Source organism: Tardiphaga alba (assembly GCF_018279705.1).
GTDB classification, from domain to species: domain Bacteria; phylum Pseudomonadota; class Alphaproteobacteria; order Rhizobiales; family Xanthobacteraceae; genus Tardiphaga; species Tardiphaga alba.
On sequence record NZ_CP036498.1, the window covers coordinates 5,147,432 to 5,164,724 of the forward strand.

The 17,293-nt window shown below is 62.8% G+C and carries 14 protein-coding genes, 1 pseudogene and 1 riboswitch; of the genes and pseudogenes, 2 read left to right on the forward strand and 13 right to left on the reverse strand.

What is annotated here, in order from left to right; translation table 11 throughout:
• Positions 1–39: 39 nt before the first annotated feature.
• Positions 40–1,140, reverse strand: coding sequence for a glycosyltransferase family 4 protein (locus RPMA_RS24665; protein ID WP_211910285.1), 1,101 nt, complete (start codon positions 1,138–1,140; stop codon positions 40–42).
• Positions 1,141–1,420: 280 nt separating this feature from the next.
• Here RPMA_RS24665 and RPMA_RS24670 point away from each other — a divergent pair, with 280 nt between their 5' ends.
• Positions 1,421–2,389, forward strand: coding sequence for an ABC transporter substrate-binding protein (locus tag RPMA_RS24670; RefSeq protein WP_211910286.1), 969 nt, complete (start codon positions 1,421–1,423; stop codon positions 2,387–2,389).
• Here the strand turns inward: RPMA_RS24670 and RPMA_RS24675 are convergent.
• The 3 genes from RPMA_RS24675 to RPMA_RS24685 all read right to left on the reverse strand — a co-directional run bounded on the left by RPMA_RS24675 (position 2,361) and on the right by RPMA_RS24685 (position 6,355).
• The gene (locus RPMA_RS24675) at positions 2,361–3,617 is read right to left on the reverse strand and encodes an MFS transporter (protein ID WP_211910287.1); all 1,257 of its coding nucleotides are present in this window, start codon (positions 3,615–3,617) and stop codon (positions 2,361–2,363) included. The two genes, RPMA_RS24670 and RPMA_RS24675, sit on opposite strands and share 29 nt — an antisense overlap.
• Positions 3,614–3,982, reverse strand: coding sequence for a hypothetical protein (locus tag RPMA_RS24680; protein WP_211910288.1), 369 nt, complete (start codon positions 3,980–3,982; stop codon positions 3,614–3,616). The genes RPMA_RS24675 and RPMA_RS24680 overlap by 4 nt, the downstream gene beginning before the upstream one ends.
• 156 nt (positions 3,983–4,138) lie before the next feature.
• Positions 4,139–6,355, reverse strand: coding sequence for a TonB-dependent receptor (locus RPMA_RS24685; protein WP_211910289.1), 2,217 nt, complete (start codon positions 6,353–6,355; stop codon positions 4,139–4,141).
• 242 nt (positions 6,356–6,597) lie between these two features.
• On the opposite strand from RPMA_RS24685, the gene RPMA_RS24690 reads away from it, so the two are divergent.
• Positions 6,598–7,632 carry a helix-turn-helix transcriptional regulator gene (locus RPMA_RS24690; RefSeq protein WP_249225387.1) on the forward strand — a complete coding sequence of 345 codons (1,035 nt, stop codon included), beginning with the start codon at positions 6,598–6,600 and terminating at the stop codon, positions 7,630–7,632.
• Positions 7,633–7,744: 112 nt separating this feature from the next.
• On the opposite strand, the gene RPMA_RS24695 is transcribed toward RPMA_RS24690, so the two are convergent.
• The 9 genes and pseudogenes from RPMA_RS24695 to RPMA_RS24735 form a co-directional block, all read right to left on the reverse strand.
• Complete coding sequence (locus RPMA_RS24695) at positions 7,745–8,641, reverse strand: efflux RND transporter periplasmic adaptor subunit (protein ID WP_211910290.1); 897 nt, start codon at positions 8,639–8,641, stop codon at positions 7,745–7,747.
• Complete coding sequence (locus RPMA_RS24700; RefSeq protein ID WP_211910291.1) at positions 8,638–8,847, reverse strand: DUF1656 domain-containing protein; 210 nt, start codon at positions 8,845–8,847, stop codon at positions 8,638–8,640. Before RPMA_RS24700 ends, RPMA_RS24695 begins: the two co-directional genes overlap by 4 nt.
• Positions 8,844–10,910, reverse strand: a complete 2,067-nt coding sequence (locus RPMA_RS24705) for an FUSC family protein (RefSeq protein ID WP_211910292.1) — start codon at positions 10,908–10,910, stop codon at positions 8,844–8,846. Before RPMA_RS24705 ends, RPMA_RS24700 begins: the two co-directional genes overlap by 4 nt.
• On the reverse strand, positions 10,907–11,365 hold the full coding sequence (locus RPMA_RS24710; protein WP_249225389.1) for a MarR family winged helix-turn-helix transcriptional regulator: 459 nt from the start codon (positions 11,363–11,365) through the stop codon (positions 10,907–10,909). Before RPMA_RS24710 ends, RPMA_RS24705 begins: the two co-directional genes overlap by 4 nt.
• Before the next feature lie 246 nt (positions 11,366–11,611).
• Positions 11,612–12,139 carry a hypothetical protein gene (locus RPMA_RS24715; protein ID WP_249225758.1) on the reverse strand — a complete coding sequence of 176 codons (528 nt, stop codon included), beginning with the start codon at positions 12,137–12,139 and terminating at the stop codon, positions 11,612–11,614.
• Between the two features lie 197 nt (positions 12,140–12,336).
• Positions 12,337–13,322, reverse strand: a pseudogene (acuI, locus tag RPMA_RS24720) (acrylyl-CoA reductase (NADPH)).
• 127 nt (positions 13,323–13,449) lie between these two features.
• On the reverse strand, positions 13,450–13,959 hold the full coding sequence (locus RPMA_RS24725; protein ID WP_211910293.1) for a 6,7-dimethyl-8-ribityllumazine synthase: 510 nt from the start codon (positions 13,957–13,959) through the stop codon (positions 13,450–13,452).
• Between the two features lie 81 nt (positions 13,960–14,040).
• Positions 14,041–14,192, reverse strand: a riboswitch (FMN riboswitch).
• Positions 14,193–14,265: 73 nt separating this feature from the next.
• A complete protein-coding gene (locus tag RPMA_RS24730; protein WP_211910294.1) occupies positions 14,266–15,507 on the reverse strand; it encodes an MFS transporter in 1,242 nt (413 codons plus the stop codon).
• A gap of 264 nt (positions 15,508–15,771) precedes the next feature.
• Positions 15,772–17,148 carry a cell wall hydrolase gene (locus tag RPMA_RS24735; protein ID WP_211910295.1) on the reverse strand — a complete coding sequence of 459 codons (1,377 nt, stop codon included), beginning with the start codon at positions 17,146–17,148 and terminating at the stop codon, positions 15,772–15,774.
• Between the last annotated feature and the right edge of the window lie 145 nt (positions 17,149–17,293).

Consider the following 17,293-nt stretch of genomic DNA (forward strand, 5'->3'; position numbering starts at 1 on the left):
GCGCCACTTTCCCCCGCAAGCGGGAGAAGGAAGAAAGCGTCAGCTCACTTTCATCATCTGCGCGTAAATCGCAAAATACTGATCGCGCATATTGGCAATGTCGAATTCGGTGACGAAGTGCCGTCCCGTCGCCGCCAGCCGCGTGGCGAGATCGGAACGCGCGGCCAACGCCATGATCTTGTCGGCAAGATCCTCGGACGAACCCACCGCGAATTTGATGCCGTTGGAGCCATCTACCAGCAATTCTGCCGGACCATCCACATCCGCCGCGATCACCGGCAAGCCTGCCGCCATGGCTTCCAGCAGAACGAGGCCAAAGCCTTCGAAGCGCGACGGCAGGATGAAGATGTCAGCAGCGCTCAACGGTTCGCGCACATCGGTGCGGCCGCACAGAAAGCGGATGCGATCGGATACACCCTCGGCAATCGTCAGCGCCTTGAGGCTGCCGACCGTGGCGCTATCGCCCTCCGGCGGGCTGCCGACGAAGTCGCAGCGGAGGTCGAGACCTTTGGCAGCACAGATCGCTACCGCCTTGATCAGGATGTCCTGCCCCTTCTGTTTTGGATAGATGCGCGCGACATTGACGAGGCGCAGCGGCGCCGCGAATGACCGCTCGCGATCGATGGCGCGGAAGGGCTGCAGCGGAATGCCGTTATGCACCTTGAAAAGGCGCTTGAGATTGACGCTCTGGCATTCGCGCTCCACCGCTGCGGAGATCGCGATGTTCCAGTCGACGAAGCGCTGATGCAGTCGCAGTTTCACCCGGTCCCATGTCTGCACGATGCCGGTATTGTGGATCGTGGTGCCGACGCTCATCGGCCGGTACAGCTTGCTGAGCATGGCAAAATGCTTGGCGCCGCTGTCATGGGCATGGATCGCACGGATGTCATGACGACGAATGATGTTCAGGAGCGTCAGGATGATGCGCGGATTGCGATTGCCCGGCGCGCGGCGCAGGAAATAAACAGGATGTCCCGACGCCGTGAGCTCGGCTTCGAAATCCGGATGGATGCGATCGTTGATGACGACGAACACCTGCGGAACGCCAACGCCCGGCGTGCAACTCGCCGCGAAATTGATCAGCAATCGCTCCGCGCCGCCGACGGTCAGCGACGAAATTAACTGAAGTACCGACGCCACGCTCAAAATACTCCCGGCCCGACAGGCGGGCACGTAAAAATTTATCGATCCCATGCGATCGATGCAGGCCGCATTTCGTCTCACAGAGATGGCGATTTGACGACGCAAACCGGCAGGTGGTGACGCCGAAACAGGCGCAAAACGCATTCCTTCCATCACCGCCGTGCCGAACGACATGTTCCTTGCCGAAGCATCCGCCACTTCAGTCCGCCATTTCATTGACTGAGTGCGCCTCGGTCGTAGCTTTGATAGGCTTCATCGCATCAGAGAAAAATCGAAAATGACCGACGTTTCCATCACCCGCCGCCTGCTTTCGACCGTCATCGCGAGTGCCTTCAGCGCAGCCCTCGCATCATCCGCTTTCGCCGCCGACCAGATCGTGCTGCGCGTCGGCGACCAGAAGGGCGGCAACCGCTCGCTGCTGGAATTCTCCGGACAGGCAAAAGACCTGCCCTACAAGATCCAGTGGTCGGAATTCCCCGCCGCAGCCCCGATCCTCGAAGCCATCAATGCCGGCGCGCTCGATGTCGGCCACACCGGAGACCTCGCTTTCCTCACGGTGTTTGCCAATGGCTCGCCAATCAAGGCGATCGGCGGCGTCCGCGCCAATGCGGACACCCAAGCGATCCTCGTGCGCAACGATTCACCGATCAAGACGGTGGCCGACCTCAAGGGCAAGCGCCTTGCCGGCACGCGCGGCGGCTGGGGCCAGTTTCTGATCAATGCCACGCTGGAGAAAGGCGGCTACAAGACCACGGACGCAACCTTCGCACCGCTCGGTCCCGTCGATGCCAAGATCGCTCTGGTTGCCGGCTCCATCGATGGCTGGGCAGTCTGGGAGCCCTATGTGTCCTATGCGATCCTCAAGGACAATGCGCGCGTGGTCGCCGATGGTGCCGGTCTGACGCCGACGCTCACTTTCATCATCGCCTCCGATCAAGCCATCGCCACCAAGCGCGAAGCCATCGCCGACTTCCTCAACCGGCTGAACAAGGCGCGCGAATGGTCGCGCTCGCGTCTGCCGGACTACGCGAAGAACACCGCCGAACTGACAAAACTGCCGGAAGATGTGTTGCTGCGCGCCTATCAGACCCAGGACACGCGGCCGATCGCCATCGATGACGGCGTGGTCAAGGAGTTCCAGGACGCATCCGATCGCGCCACACGCTATGGCATCCTGAGCAAGCCGGTGGACGTCAGCAAGGCCGTTGATCGCAGCTTCACGAAGGATCTGGCGGTGTCGAACTGACCGAGGCCTGCGCGGCCAATATGCGCATCGTTGCCACAGCGGCGATCAGCGACAACACCGTGGCGAGGCTGAACAGCGCGCCATAGCCGAGCCAATCGGCAATACGGCCGGACAGCATCGAGCCGATGAAATAGATGATGAGCTGGGCACAGGCGAGAATGGTAAAGTCGGTGCCCGGCTGCTCATTCGATGCGGCCGACATGAACAGGCTGTAAAGCGCAACGATCTCCATGTAGCGGATCAGCGTCTGGAAGCCTGCAGCGCCAAAAATCGGCAGGAAACCGGTGATGACGCCAAGCGCATGCGCGGTGAACAGCGCGAAGCAGATCGTGCGCAGCAGGCCCAGCAAGCCCAGCGTCCAGCCGCTGCCGAAACGATGCAGCAGCCACGCGGCGCCTGCCGCGCCCGCGAGTCCCGCCGTCGTCGCAGCACCGCCGGAGAGATAGCCGATATGCGCCAGCGGCACGCCGGCATCGACGAGATAGCTGCCCTCCATGGCCTTCACGAGGCCTTCGCTCATCCGGTAGATCAGCGCGATCCAGAGAATGTTGCGGACCTCGCGACGGCGCAGGAACGCCATGATCGACGGACGCGGCTTCGCGGGATCGATGGCCTCCGGCTCGCTCTCGCGCATGGCGAAGGCAGCGAACAGCGGAATCAGCGAGAAGCCGGCGATGGTCAGCAGCATGCCGGTCCAGCCGATATGCGCATAAAGCACCAGCCCGAGCGTGCCGCCGATGACGACACCGAAAGCAACCGAGCCGCCCTGGATCGCGTTGCCGATCGGGCGATCTTCCGGCGCCAGATATTTGGTCGCGTAGCCGTCGGTCGCGATGTCCTGGGTCGAGATCAGGAACGAGCCGACCAGACCGACCGTGATGATGCCCCACACATTGGTGGCGCCAAGCGGGATCAGGCACAGCAGGCTGAGGATGACGCCTGTCTGCGTGACAATCACCCAGCCGGCGCGATGCGAGCGTGCAAACGGACGGATGCGATCGACCACCGGCGCCCAGAAAAACTTGAGCAGCAGCGGCAGGAACCAGAGACTGAGATAGCCGATCTCGCTGCGCGACACGCCGGCCTCGCGCATGATCGGCGGCAGCGCCGCAGCGAACAGATAGGACGGGATCGCCTGCGCGAGATACAGCCCGCCGAGCACCACGAACAGGCGCTTGCGTTCCATGATCGCGCCGGATGTCGGTGCCTGAAGGTCGGCGACGCTCATGTGGCATCACGATGCGCGGCGAGGAACGCACGCGCGGCGGTCTCGTCCTCGAGCGCCACCAGCGGCATCGGCCACAGTTTCTGAAACGTCTCTTCCATCTTCTTGTTGGCTCCCGGCCGCACGATGGCGGCCGCGCGACAATGCGCCGAGATATGGCTGCGGGTGGCCTTGAACCACAGCGCCTGTTCGCGCTCGCCCGCCTGCGACAGCTTTCCGCCGCCGCCGAACACGGTGAGCAATTCAAAAGGTTCGGCATGCTGCCCGACCCGGACCAGCGCGGCGAGATAATCGCGCTCGTCCGTGTCGGTGTAAGGCGGCAGGAACCGCAGCGTCAGCAGGCTGCCCGCTATTTCAAGATCGACCATGACAGCAATTCGAACTCCCTGGGAAGTGGCCTTGGGAAAGCCTGGACGAGATCATCTCTAAGTCGTCATTGCGAGGAGCTTTTGCGACGAAGCAATCCAGTCTTCGTATACGGCTCTGGATTGCTTCGTCGCTGCGCTCCTCGCAATGACGTATCATTAGAACGTCTTGCGATAGCCGACGGTGACGGTGCGGCCCCATGAATAGACCGGCAGGTTGCGCACCGAGGTCGCAGTCGGGTTCTGCACATTGACGTCGAACAGGTTGTTGACCGCCGCATAAGCCTCGCCGCCATAGACCGGGCCGCTCAGTGCGGCATTCATCGTGAAGCCGCCTTCGATTGGATAGATCGTGTTGGCCAGACTGATCGCGCGATTGCGGCTCGACCAGCCCTCGCCCTCGACACGCAGCTTGATGCCATTGTCGAACCGGTAATCGCCGAAGATCAGGCCGCGCACGGGGCTGCCGATGCGATTATTGGGCAGCCAGCTGTCGATGATGCCATCCTTGACAGTGCTGCTGTCGTAACGGCCTTCCTTGTAGCCGATCGTGGTGCCGAGCGTGAAATTCGAGGTGATCGCCATCTCGCCGATATATTCGATGCCGTAGATGATTTCCTTCTGCTGCGAGATCAGGTTGGTGACGGGATCGAACGTCACGCCCTTCTCCGACGTCGAAACGAAGCCGGTGATGCTGCCCTTATAGGGGCCGTCACCGCCGCGAATGCCGAGTTCGTAATTGTTGACGATCTGCGGCTCCGGCGCGATCGACGTGTAGCTGATGGTCTGCCGCGCCGGCGGCAGGCAGTTCGGAAACGCGACCGGACACGCATAAGCCACAGCGATACCTGCACGCCGCGTATAGGCGCCGACATCCGGCAGCGCGTAGCCCTGCGAGAAGCCGCCGAACAGATCGATGCTCGGATTCAGCTTGAACGTTGCGCCGAGATTGTAGGTCGGGGATGCATATTCATACTGTCCGCCGATCACGTTGAGAGGCGGCAGAACGAACGGCGTGACGACGCCACCGACAGGCTGCGCCGCATAGGCAGCAGGCCGCACGAAGTTGTCGACCTTCAGATCGAAATGTTCATAGCGAATGCCGCCGCGTGCCGTCAGGCGATCCGTGATGGGAACCTGAACCAGGGCGAAGCCTGCCGTCGTGACCTGCGACAGCGGCGTAAACACATCGCGGCCATCGGTCAGCGTCTGCCAGGTCTTGTCATGGATGACGTCGGTGCCCCAGGTCACCTTGGCGCCGTTCCAGATCTTGTCGAGCGGCGTGTCGATCGACAGATTCATGCCGCCGCGCTCGGAGAACAGCGTGGTCTGATTGGCCGGGCTGGTCGGGCTCAGCGGATTGCCGGAATAGTAGACCTGCGAGTTATAGGGATACGAGAATTCGGAGTAATTGAAGCGCTTCTTGATGTCGTTGTAGAAGCCGACAATGCTGAGATTGCCGAGAATGAAGTTGCTGTCGCTGTAGCGCAGCTGGATCGTGCGGGTGTCTTCCAGCACGCTCTGCCCGGTATAGGGCTTGGTGAAATCCGGGCGTGCATAGGGACCGGCATAGTCGGTCAGGTATTTCGGCGTCTGGTCCAGATAGAACTGCGCGATCGATGCCTCGATGCGCTTGCCGCCGTCGAAGTCGTAGCCGATCTTGCCCAGGAAGTTGCCGCTGACGAAGCGATCGCCGCCGCCCTGCCCCAGCATGCCATCCGACGGCAACTCGCGGCCGGCGCCGTCATAGGTCTTCTGCGCACCGCGACCGCTGCCGACGAACAGGTAATCGATACCGTTGGCACCCTTGCCGCTGACCGTGGCCGACAGTTCCGGCGCCAGCGAGCTTCCGGGATTGGCCGTAAAGGCACGCAGCGCCGTGTTCACGCTGACGCGCGGGCCACCTTCCTGCGCCTTCTTGGTGATGAAGTTGACGGTGCCGCCCGTCGCGCCCGCGCCATACAGGCTGGAGGCACCCGCCACGAGCTCGATCCGCTCGACCGAATTCAGATCGATCAGTGCCAGGATGCGCGAGACGTCGCGCAGCGGCGTCGACAGCGGCACGCCGTCCATCAGCACCAGCAGATCGCGGCCGCGATAGCTTTCGGAGGCCCCGGAGATGGTCTGGTTCGATACCGAGAAGCCGGGCAGCAGCTTCGCCAGCAAGGCCGAGGCGCTGCCGCTCTGCTTGAGCTGTTCCTCGATCTCCTTCTGCGGCACCACTTGCACCGTCTGCGGGATGTCCGAGATCGCGCGTTCGGCGCGCGCTGCGGTCACGGTCACTTCATCGAGGGTGACCGGCGCGCGTTGCTGGGCGGATGCCTGGGACGAGACGAGGCCAAGAGCCGGGATCAGAAGGTATTTGCTGTAACGCATGATGCTCGGATGCTTCCGTTCGATCGTGGAAACGAAGGACGCAAGCAAGTGAGCGGGTCAATCGACCGTGGGCATCCGCATTTTGGAATCAATGTAAATTCCAGCTGCGGCTTTACGCTTCTTACGCCTGCGCAATCCGTCTATCTTCGTCGGCAGCAATACTGCACGGCTCACGCGCAAGACTTGGACTCGGGGACTTGATAGTCGGACTGGAGCGAACAAATCCATTTGGACCCGGTGCTGTGGCAAAGCAGCATCAGTTGCGTTCGGCCTCCTGCATCGAGGCCGCGCCGGACTGTCCGTTGGTACCGCTCTGGCTTGTCGCCGACGATATCGATGACCATCTGCGCCAGCCGCTCGAAGCCCGATTGCCATGGAAGTCCGTGCAGCGCGATTCACTCGGGTCGTTTCGTTCAGCGCCGTTCCATTCAAAAGCGATCCTGCAAATGCAGCCGCATCTCGGCCTGATGTCATGCTTCGATCCGGCACCGCGCTGGGACATCCGCGACAGCGGCGAGACCGATGCAAGTGCCCGCCAGGATGTTCTGGTCGTTCGTCCGTCGGATGGACTGGTGACGATCGAGCAGGACGGCCAGCGCCAGACATGCATGCAGCGGGAGGCGATCGTCCTTGACGCCAACCGCGCTGCGACCTTCCTGATGAACGATGTCAGCCGGATCGACTGCCTGCTGCTGACGCGCGACGGGCGCACCGGCATGCGGCATATCCCGCACGACAATGGCGGCCTCATCGCGCTCGGCCATTACGCGGCTGCCGTGATGCGCGGACTGCTGCCGATGAATTCTGCGGCGCTTGCCGGTCTTGCCATTGACTATATGAGCGGCCTTGTCGCCACCATGATCGCCGAGGCCGAAGCACCAGCCAGGCTGACCACACAACGGCACGATCGGCCGACCATCTCGCTGCTGTCGCTGAAAGCCGATATCGAGGCCAGCCTGAGCCAGCCCAGCCTGTCGCTGGAACAGCTCGCCACCACCCATGGCGTGACGACGCGTTACTTCCAGAAGCTGTTCGAAGCCGAGGGCCGGACATTTTCGGATTATCTGCTGGAGCGGCGGCTGGAACGCGCCTTCCACATGCTGCGCGATGGCAACCGCACCGAACGTGCGGTGAGCGCCATCGCGTTCGATGTTGGCTTCGGCGATCTCTCTTATTTCAACCGCACCTTCAAGAAGCGCTTCGGCGCGACACCGCGCGAGATTCGCGCGCGGTTCGATGTCGTTCGCTTCGCGGCGCTCGCACCTGGCAACAGCTAAACAGGCCTCAACCGTCATTGCGAGGAGCCCTTGCGACGAAGCAATCCAGCTCTTCCTTCGTGCGGCTTCTGGATTGCTTCGTCGCTACGCTCCTCGCAATGACGAGTTTTTTTTATTTTGCCTTCGCGACCGTCGTATCTTTGCGCGGCAGGATTTCCACCGTCGCGGTCCGGCCGGCCACCAATGTGCCACCATCCGGGATCGCGTCCAGCGTGATCCGCACCGGGACACGCTGCGCCAGGCGCACCCAGCTGAAGGTCGGCGTGACATTGGCCAGCAGGTTGCTGCCCTGCGCGCGGTCACGGTCCTCGATGCCGGCGGCAATGCTTTCGACGCGGCCCGTAAGTTCTTCGCTGTCGCCCATCAGATGAATGCGGACGGGATCGCCGGGATGGATGCGCGCCAGTTTCGTTTCCTCGAAATAGCCATCCACGCGCAGGCTCGACGTATCCACCAGCGCGACCACGCCCTTGCCGGCGGTGACATAAGTGCCCGGCCGCAGGTCCATGTTGGAAATTCGGCCTGACACCGGCGCGCGGATTTCGCTGCGATCGAGATTGAGCTGCGCCAGACCACGATCGGCAAGCGCCTGATCATAGGACGCCTGCGCAAGCTGCTGCGTCGCGACCACCTGCTCCTTCTTCTGCTGCGAGACCGCTGCCGTCGTCAGGTCGTTATAGCGCTTCAGGTCGAGATCGGCCTGCTCCAGTGTCGCCTTGCGGCCAGCCACGACAGCATCGGCCTGCTGCAGGGCGAGCGCGAAACGGGCACGATCGATGCGCATCAGCACGTCACCGCGATGCACGACCTGATTGTCCTTGACGAGAATCTCGGTTGCGAAGCCGGAGACATCCGGAGCGACGGTGACGACATCGGCGCGGACGCGCCCATCACGCGTCCAGGGCGCATCCATGTAATAGGCCCAGAGATAGTGCCCGACGGCGAGCGCAGCGACGACGGCCAGCGCGGTGACGGCGAAACGGTGAATGAGAGAAGCAATGGTCTTCATGACAACAATCCAGACGAGACATAAACAACGCCGCCGAGCAGGCAGACGTAAAGGGCAAGGTCAAACAGGGCGCGATGCCAGACAAAGCGATAGACGCCAGCGCGTTCGAGCAGCGGGCGCAGCAGCGCGCCAATGGCGTAGGTGATGACGAGCCAGAGCATCAGCGAGGGCAGCAACACGCCGAAAAGATCGATCTGATATTTCATGCGGCAACACTCCCGACATGGGCTGGTGTTTCAGGTTGATAATCCGGCGCATCCGGGAACAGGCCGCGGCGGATGCCGACCAGACCGATCAGCGCATCGGTGCGGCCCGCGCCGCGGTCATCGATGGCTGCCGCCATCGCGTGATCGACGCGACAGAGCAGTGCCTGCGGCATCGCCGTGCCATCATGTTTGCGGAAACTCGCCGCAAGTTCGTCGAGCATCGCATCGATGGCAGTGAGCGTGCGCATGGAGAGATGATGCCGGGCACGCCTGAGATCGACGATGTTCAGGCCAACGCGCAGTTCGCGCAGATTATCGATCTTGCGCAGATCGGAGCCCTTCAGCGCGAGCAGGCGCGGCGCCAGCACGCCGATACGGTTGAGCATCACACCGGCAAACGCGGCGCGGTCACGATTGCCGCGGCCTTCAGCAGCTTTCGCAATCGCAATCCAGCCGCGCCGCATCAAGCGACGCACGCTCCATTCCGAACCGACCGACCGGATCAGGCGGATTGAGATCGCCGATAGTTCCATTCCCACGAAGAAGGCGATGCTGGAATTCGCGAAAGACGCAAAATCCGCGCTATAGGTTTCCTGCAAGGCCATCATGGTCGCGGTATTCGCTGCCAGCATCATGCCGATGAAGAATGTCGCGGGCCGCGCGATCAGATAGCCGAAGATCAGGAATGACGGCGCAAGCGCAAAGACCAGCACTTCGACATTGCTGATGGCCGGCAGGATCGCGAACAGATAGGTCGCGATGATGACCATGGCGACCAGCGTCCATTTGACGAAGTCACGCAAGCCGACCGAAGGGTCATCCATATTGGCGAAGAACGAACAGCCGATCGCCGCCATCATCGGTGCCGTCGCGCCGTCGGTCCATCCGGTCAATATCCAGAACGCACAGCAAACCAGGATGGTGATGAAGGCGCCTGCAGACGACCACAGCGCCATGCCGGGATCGCGATAGCGCGCCGGCGCTACGCCGCCTTCGGGCTGGAAAATCAGCTTCGCACCGACGGGACGTTCACCTTGCGCAATAGCTTGATTGAGAATGCGGCAGTCAGCGGAAATATCGACGAGTTCACGCAACCGCATCAGCAGGCTGGCAATGATGATGTCGCCCCATGGCGATGACGCCGTCAGATCCGGGCGTTGCGCAGCGATGCGTTCGCGCAGTCCGTCCGCCGGCTCGCGTTCGAGATCGTTGTCACCGATCCATTTTGCGACATCATCGATCAGCGCGGTCAGTTGCGGATGCGCGGTCCGCGCATCCGTTCCGAGCGCATCGATGCGATCCTCGAGCGACGACAGCGTCGGCAGGAAGGTGAGCATGCGGACCCGCAAGGCGCGCATCCAATGCAGGGTCTCACGGCTGGAGGCACGATCGAAAGCGAGATGATCGGCAAGGCCATCGAGATCGACGGCATCCGCCGCGAGCTTGAGCCTGAGATCGCGCGCGGCAGCATCTTTGCTGCGCCCGGCAAGGACGTCCTGGCTCAGCTTGCGCGCACCTGCGAGCCAGCTATCGACCCGCGCCGACACCGCAGGGCCGACGCTGCGCGGCAGCAGCACCGTGGAGACGACGGTGGCGCAGAGGATGCCGACGATGATCTCCTGGCTGCGCGCGATCGCCGTATCGAAGATGGCCGCGGGTTCGGACACCGACGGAAAGGCGATCAACGCGCAGGTGTAACCGGCGAGCATGAACATGTAGCTGCGCGGTGTGCGATCGAGCAGCGAGACATAGAGGCAGATGCCGACCCACGCCGCGATGGCGAGGCTGAGCAGTTCCGGCGAGTTCACGAGGTTCGGCACCAGCGCGATGCTGGCCGCGGCGCCGATCAGCGTGCCGATGACGCGATACAGCGCCTTGGAACGCGTGGCGCCAGCGAGCGGCTGCGAGGTGATGTAAACGGTCGCCAGCGCCCAATAGGGTCGCGGCAGGTCCGCGGCAAAGCCGATCATCAGCGCCATCATGGCGGCGATGAAAGTCTTGACGGAAAAGATGATGTCGGCGTGACGTTCGAGAAACGGCAGCCGGTCGGCTGCGGTGCTCATGACGCTGCGTCCGCTTCCAGAGCTGCTGCGTAAAGGCGATGGGCGGATTGCTCGATGCGGCTGAGCACATCGAAGGCAATGGCCAGCTCGTCGGTCGAAATATCCTTCATCAGCTCGGCGCGCGTTCGCCGCATGACGCGCTTGATCTCGTCAGCCTTGGCTGCGCCAAGCACGGTGAGATGCAGCACCTTGGCGCGGCGATCGGTCGGATCTTCGCGACGCTCCACCAGGCCTTCGGCGGCGAGCAGATCGATAAGACGAACGACCGACGGGCCTTCGATCCCCATCTCCTCCGCCAGCACACCCTGACGCACATTCTCGCGGCCGCCGCGTGACAGGATCAGCAGCGGATGCGCGGTGGCTTCGGACAGTCCATGCGCCGACAAGGTCTGATCCGCCTTGCGGCGCCAGACCCTGGCCAAACGCGCGACCAGCAGGCCAAGCTCGGCCTGCACATGTGCATTGGTGGGGGCATGGATAATTAGATAGGATGCTATCGATTAGTCTGCAATCGATATTGTGCGTTGCAGCGATCACGCTGTGGTGAGGCGCCTGTAGCCCGGATGGAGCGGAGCGAAATCCGGGGACCGGCGATGTGAGGAAGCGCTGAATCCCGGATTGCGCTGCGCTCCATCCGGGCTACGAACGAAAACGGCCCCGCGATGCGGGGCCGTCGAAAATCCAGAGACCTCCGATCGCGCTCAGTCCGTCGATTTGCGCAGTTCCATCGGCTCGCTCTTGGCCGGTTCGGACTTCACCGCACCGGTGGTGGCGACCGGATCCAGCTTGCTGCTTTCGACACGGGGCGTGGAGACGCGAGCGACGGTGTCATTGCCGGCCGATGCATCGGCGGAACGGGTGCGCATGGTGCGGGGCTGCGACAGCGAACGCGCCATCAGCATCTGGCCGCGGCCCTGGTGGCGGAAATCGCAATAGCCGGTAAAGCCGAGCACGGTGACCGAACCGCGGAAGCTGCGCTCGTCCTTCTTTTCGAGATCGAAGCACGGCTCGAAGGGCAGGCCCTTCAGCGAGGCGCAGATGTTCTGGCCGCGGACCTGCAGCGTGTTGCCGGGCACGCGCATGTTGCGCGCAGCAGCAGTGCCCGAGAACTGCACCGCGCCGGCAGCGCCGCCATCGTCGAAGATGCGGCCTGCGCCGCGGGTACCGTCGTTACAGGCAAATGCGAAGACCCTGCCGGAGACGAACTTGCGTGCCTCTTCGGCATTCATCTTCTGGCCGGCAAATGCCGGTGCAGCCACTGTCGTGGCAAGCACCGCCCCAACACATAACGCGCAACCATGGGATACTCCGAAACAACCGAGCGCGGATGATCACAACGTGTGACCGCCAGATGTCTTTACCCGCTGCTTACCATACTAACTGCGGCAACAATGGAGCACGATGGTTGGTAAAGTCTGAACGTGGTTTAGCCGATCTTTACCACGATTCGCCCGCGGACCTGCCCGGCCAGCACCTTGGCGCCGGCGTCGATTACCTCGTCGAGGGCGATTTCCTGAGTGATTTCAGACAGTTTCGCTGCATCCAGATCGGTGGACAACCGCGCCCAGGCCTGTTTGCGCAGGTCGATCGGGCACATGACGGAATCGATACCGAGAAGACACACGCCGCGCAAAATGAAAGGCGCAACCGAAGATGGCAGGTCCATGCCCCGGCCAGGCCGCAGGCAGCGATGGCGCCGCGATATTTTGTAGACGCCAGCAGGTTCGCCAGGGTGGTCGAACCGACGCTGTCAACGCCGCCCGCCCAGCGCTCTTTCCCGAGCGGCTTGCCCGGAGCGGAGAGCTCGTTGCGGTCGATGATTTCCGCCGCGCCGAGGCCCTTGAGGTAGCCCTCTTCCGAGGTCCGGCCAGTGGAGGCGATGACGTGGTAGCCGAGCTTCGACAGCACGGCGATGGCCACCGAACCGACGCCGCCGGCCGCGCCGGTGACGACGACGGGGCCATCGGCCGGCTTGAGGCCGTGATTTTCCAGCGCCAGCACCGACAGCATGGCGGTGTAACCGGCCGTGCCGATCGCCATCGCGTCCCGTGCGCTCATGCCGTCCGGCAGGCGCACCAGCCAGTCACCTTTGACCCGGGCTTTCTCGGCATAGGCGCCGAGATGGGTTTCGCCCATGCCCCAGCCATTGCCGATCACCTTGTCGCCGGGCTTCCAGTTCGGATTGGTGGAGGATTCAACCGTGCCGGCGAAATCGATGCCGGCGATCATCGGGAAACGTCGCACCACCGGTGACTTGCCGGTGAGCGCCAGGCCGTCCTTGTAATTCAGCGTGGACCACTCGACGCGGACGGTGACGTCACCATCCATCAATTCCGCCTCGTCGAACTGCGTCAGCGCAGCCGTGGTTCCCTTTTCCGCCTTCTCAATCCGGACAGCCTTGAACGTCGTCACTCGTCACTCCCGTATGTCTTCTGAAATTGTGTTGGCCTGTTATGCCGCGGCGCATCGAGAAACGCCACCCGCAACGGCCGGACAGAGGCCTTGCAGCCCTGACCAGCCGCTACGGCATGGCATACAATCAGGCCGCCAGTTTTCGGGCCACTGCAACATTGGCGATCGTCGCAGCGCAGGCACTCGCGGCCTCCGTACCCTTCACCACGAAATGCTCGCGGAAAAAGCGAAGATGCTCGGCATGTTCGTGGAAGTGCTGCGGCGTCAGGACTGCCGAGAGCACCGGCACGTCCGTGTCGAGTTGCACCCGCATCAGGCCGTTGATGACGGCGTCGCAGACGAATTCGTGACGATAGATGCCACCATCGACGACCAGTGCCGTCGCGACGATGGCCGCATAACGTCCGGTGCGTGCCAGCAGTTTTGCCTGCAGCGGAATTTCGAAGGCGCCGGGCACTTCGAAAAAATCGACGTGGTCATCGCCGACACCGCGTCGGGCGAGTTCGGCGACGAAGCCGATCCGGCACTGATCGACAATGTCCTTGTGCCAGCACGCCTGAATGAAGGCGATGCGGCCACCCGATGATGGGAGTTCGAGACGTGAAGAGGTTTTGAAGTTTGTCACAGGCTGATTCATGGATGTCCTCAAAGGTTGAGACCAGAATCAGGACGTACGGTCACACGCCGAGCCTCCGCCTGCGGCGGATTCCCTGCGCATACCCGTTCTCTTTCATCCGGACTATGACCGTCGGCTCCGGCATCGCACCGGATCTGCTGACCCTGACGGCATAACCGTCAGGCGCTCGCGGGCTCCCGGACTTGCGCCCGATTACCGCCGGTGGGGATTTTCACCCCGCCCTGAGAACGAAAGGCCGCCCCGGTTGGAGCGGCCTTTGTCAGTTTCATCGCGAGAGGTCGGCGTGTCAACGCCGACCCATGCCCATCACGCCGGTTGCGCGACCGTGCGGTCTACCGGCCTTTCCACGATCGGCAGATTGATCAGCGCCGACAGCACGCCGAACAGCACCGACAGCCACCAGATCGGCGTGTAGGAGCCGAACTTGTCGAACACGATGCCGCCGAGCCAGGCGCCCAGGAATCCGCCGACCTGATGGCTGAAGAAGGCGAAGCCATACAGCGTCGCCAGCCAGCGGGTGCCGAACATCAGCGACACCAGGCTCGATGTCGGAGGCACCGTGGAAAGCCAGGCGAGACCGCTGATGGCGCCGAACACCAGCGCCGACGTGGTCGTCAGCGGCAGCATGATGAAGGCCACCGTCGCCAGTGCGCGGGTGAAATAGATGAAGGACAGAATATAGCGCTTCGGCAGCTTGCCCTGCACATAGCCGACCGTCAGCGAGCCGATGATGTTGAACAGGCCGATGATCGCGATGACCCAGCCGCCCACCGCCGCTGGCAATCCGCGATCGATGAGATAGGCGGGCAGATGCATGGTGATGAAGGCAAGTTGGAAGCCGCAGGTGAAGAAGCCGATCACCAGCAGCACATAGGAGCGATGGCCAAACGCTTCGGTGAGCGCTGCCTTGAAGGACTGCTCCTGGACCGGTGATGCCGCATTCGATTCCGCCTTCGGCGTGGCCAGCACCAGCGCGAGCGGGATGACGAACAGCATCAGGATGCCGAAGGTCGTCAGCGTCGCCTGCCAGCCGGTATTGTCGATCATCGCCACCGTGAACGGCGCGAAGATGAACTGACCGAACGAGCCGGCGGCGGTGCCCGCGCCCAGCGCGATGCCGCGCCATTCCGGCGGCAGCAGCTTGCCGAAAGCGGCCAGCACCAGATTGAACGAACAGCCTGACAGCCCGAAGCCGATCAGAAGCCCGGCACCGATATTGAGTTCGAACGGCGTCGACGAATAGCGCATCACGATGAGGCCGAGCGCATAGAGAAAAGCGCCGACGGCAATCACGCGCACGCTGCCGAACTTGTCGGCGACCGCGCCGGCAAAGGGCTGGCCGATACCCCAGAGCAGGTTCTGGACGGCGAAAGCGAGCGCGAAGACGTCACGCCCCCAGCCGAATTCCTGGCTGAAGGGCTGCATGAAGAAACCGACCGTGGAGCGCGGGCCGAAAGTCAGCATGCCGATCAGCGATCCGCAGATGATGATCACCAGCGGCGTCCGCCAACCCGGGCCGGAGCGCGATGTACTGTCGATAGCCGCCATGTCGTTTTCCCCCTGCAGTCCCGGATCGTCCGGGACAGATAAATGCACAGGCATGAAAATCCAACCACCGTTCGGTTGATATTCGTGCGGATCAGGATTGCGGGCAGACACAAGCTGTAGGGCGGATGAGCGGAGCGTCATCCGCCCTACGACTGGATCCCCGCTTTCGCGGGGATGACAGGTCGAGCGGCACTCAAACGATGAAGAGCGATGCCGGGCATGGCATCGCTCTTTGGTCGGCTTGGAGGTAGAGGTAAACGGGTCTTACGGCTTGTTCTCGGCCAGCTTCTTGGAGATTTCCGCGGTCAGCGCCGGCGTGCCCCAGCTCGGCGCGTCGCTGCCGTCGCCCCATTTGCGCGGGCGATAGAAGGAGTGGACGCCGGTCTTGTACATCTTCTTCATCTCGCGCACCCAGGACGGATGCACCCAATAGGCGTGGTAATGCGTGGACTTGCCGACTTCCGGCAGCCACAACCGGCCGTCCAGCGTCGCGGCCGCGATCTTGCGGGCGCGCTCCCACATATCAGGCTCGCGCACCACGTCCGGAATACCGTCGCAGGCGAAAGTGAACTGGCAGGCCAGCTTGCGATGCTTGTTCTGATAGACGACGCCGCAGGGCGTGGTCGGATAGAAGCCTGAGAAGGCGCGGTTCATCACCACCTGCGCCACCGCGATCTGGCCGCGCACGGCTTCGCCGCGGGCTTCGAAATAGACGGCCTCGGCAAGGCACTTTTCCTGCTTGGCGCGGGCGGCGCCCGTGAGACCGAGACGTTCGGCCGGCGTCTTGCCGTGATAGACGTTGTTGACCTCGCCCTTGCTGGCGACGCTTTCGCCGGCACTGAGCTTGTCGGCCGGCAACGGCAGCATCGCCGTCTTCTTCATGTCGGGATCGGCAACCGGAGCGACGCCGGGCGTGACGATCATCGGCTCTTCGCCGGGCTGCCACTGTTCCATCGTCTCGGCGGACGATCCCAGCGACGACGCGCCGAAGAACAGGCTGGCGGTCTTGACCGAGAAGCCGTCCTTCGACGGCGCGCGCTCCACCGGGATCACGGCCGTCTCAGCCGTCGCATCCTCGGCCGGCTGCACGGCCGACGAACCATCATATTGCGCGAGCGGCGCGGCATGCAGCGCCTCGTCGAGTTCCGGATCGAGCGGCGCATGCCGCAACGACGGCAGCGCGTCAGTGATCTTGGCACCCATCACCGAACTGTTGTCGTCGAGTGGCTCCGACAACGGTTCGTCCTGCGGCAGATCGGGCGACCGCAAAGCCAGGCGATCGCCTTTCAGGGTGCGATCGACCTTGGGGAAATCGGACGCTTCATAGCGGCGCGGCGCCTGCATGAGCGGATTGCGCGGGATCGCACCGGTGATGTCGGCATTGTCGAAGCTGGCGAGCTGAAGCGTCGGGCGCGATGCGGTGCCGATCGGACGACCGAACGAGAAGGTCGCAACCTGGATCGAATTGACCGCGGTCGCCGACACACGCTGCTGCCAGCGTTCAGTCACGCCCGGCTGCCGTGCCAGCAGCGAGGCGATATCCTGATAACCGGATTCTTTCGGGGCCAGTGCAAAGATGCAGAGACCGAGGCCGAAGAACACGCGACGCGTGCCCTTCGGCCCGTTACGCAGTACTAACATCGATACGCTCACGCAACGCTTACACCAGCATCGAACTGTGCGGCTGTGATCTGCACATCCGTACATTTCGATCTGTTTCGTTAGTAAGCAATCAAAGTTGCTGCGGGGTTAATCGGCGATGCCGCGAAACCACATGCAAGTGGTG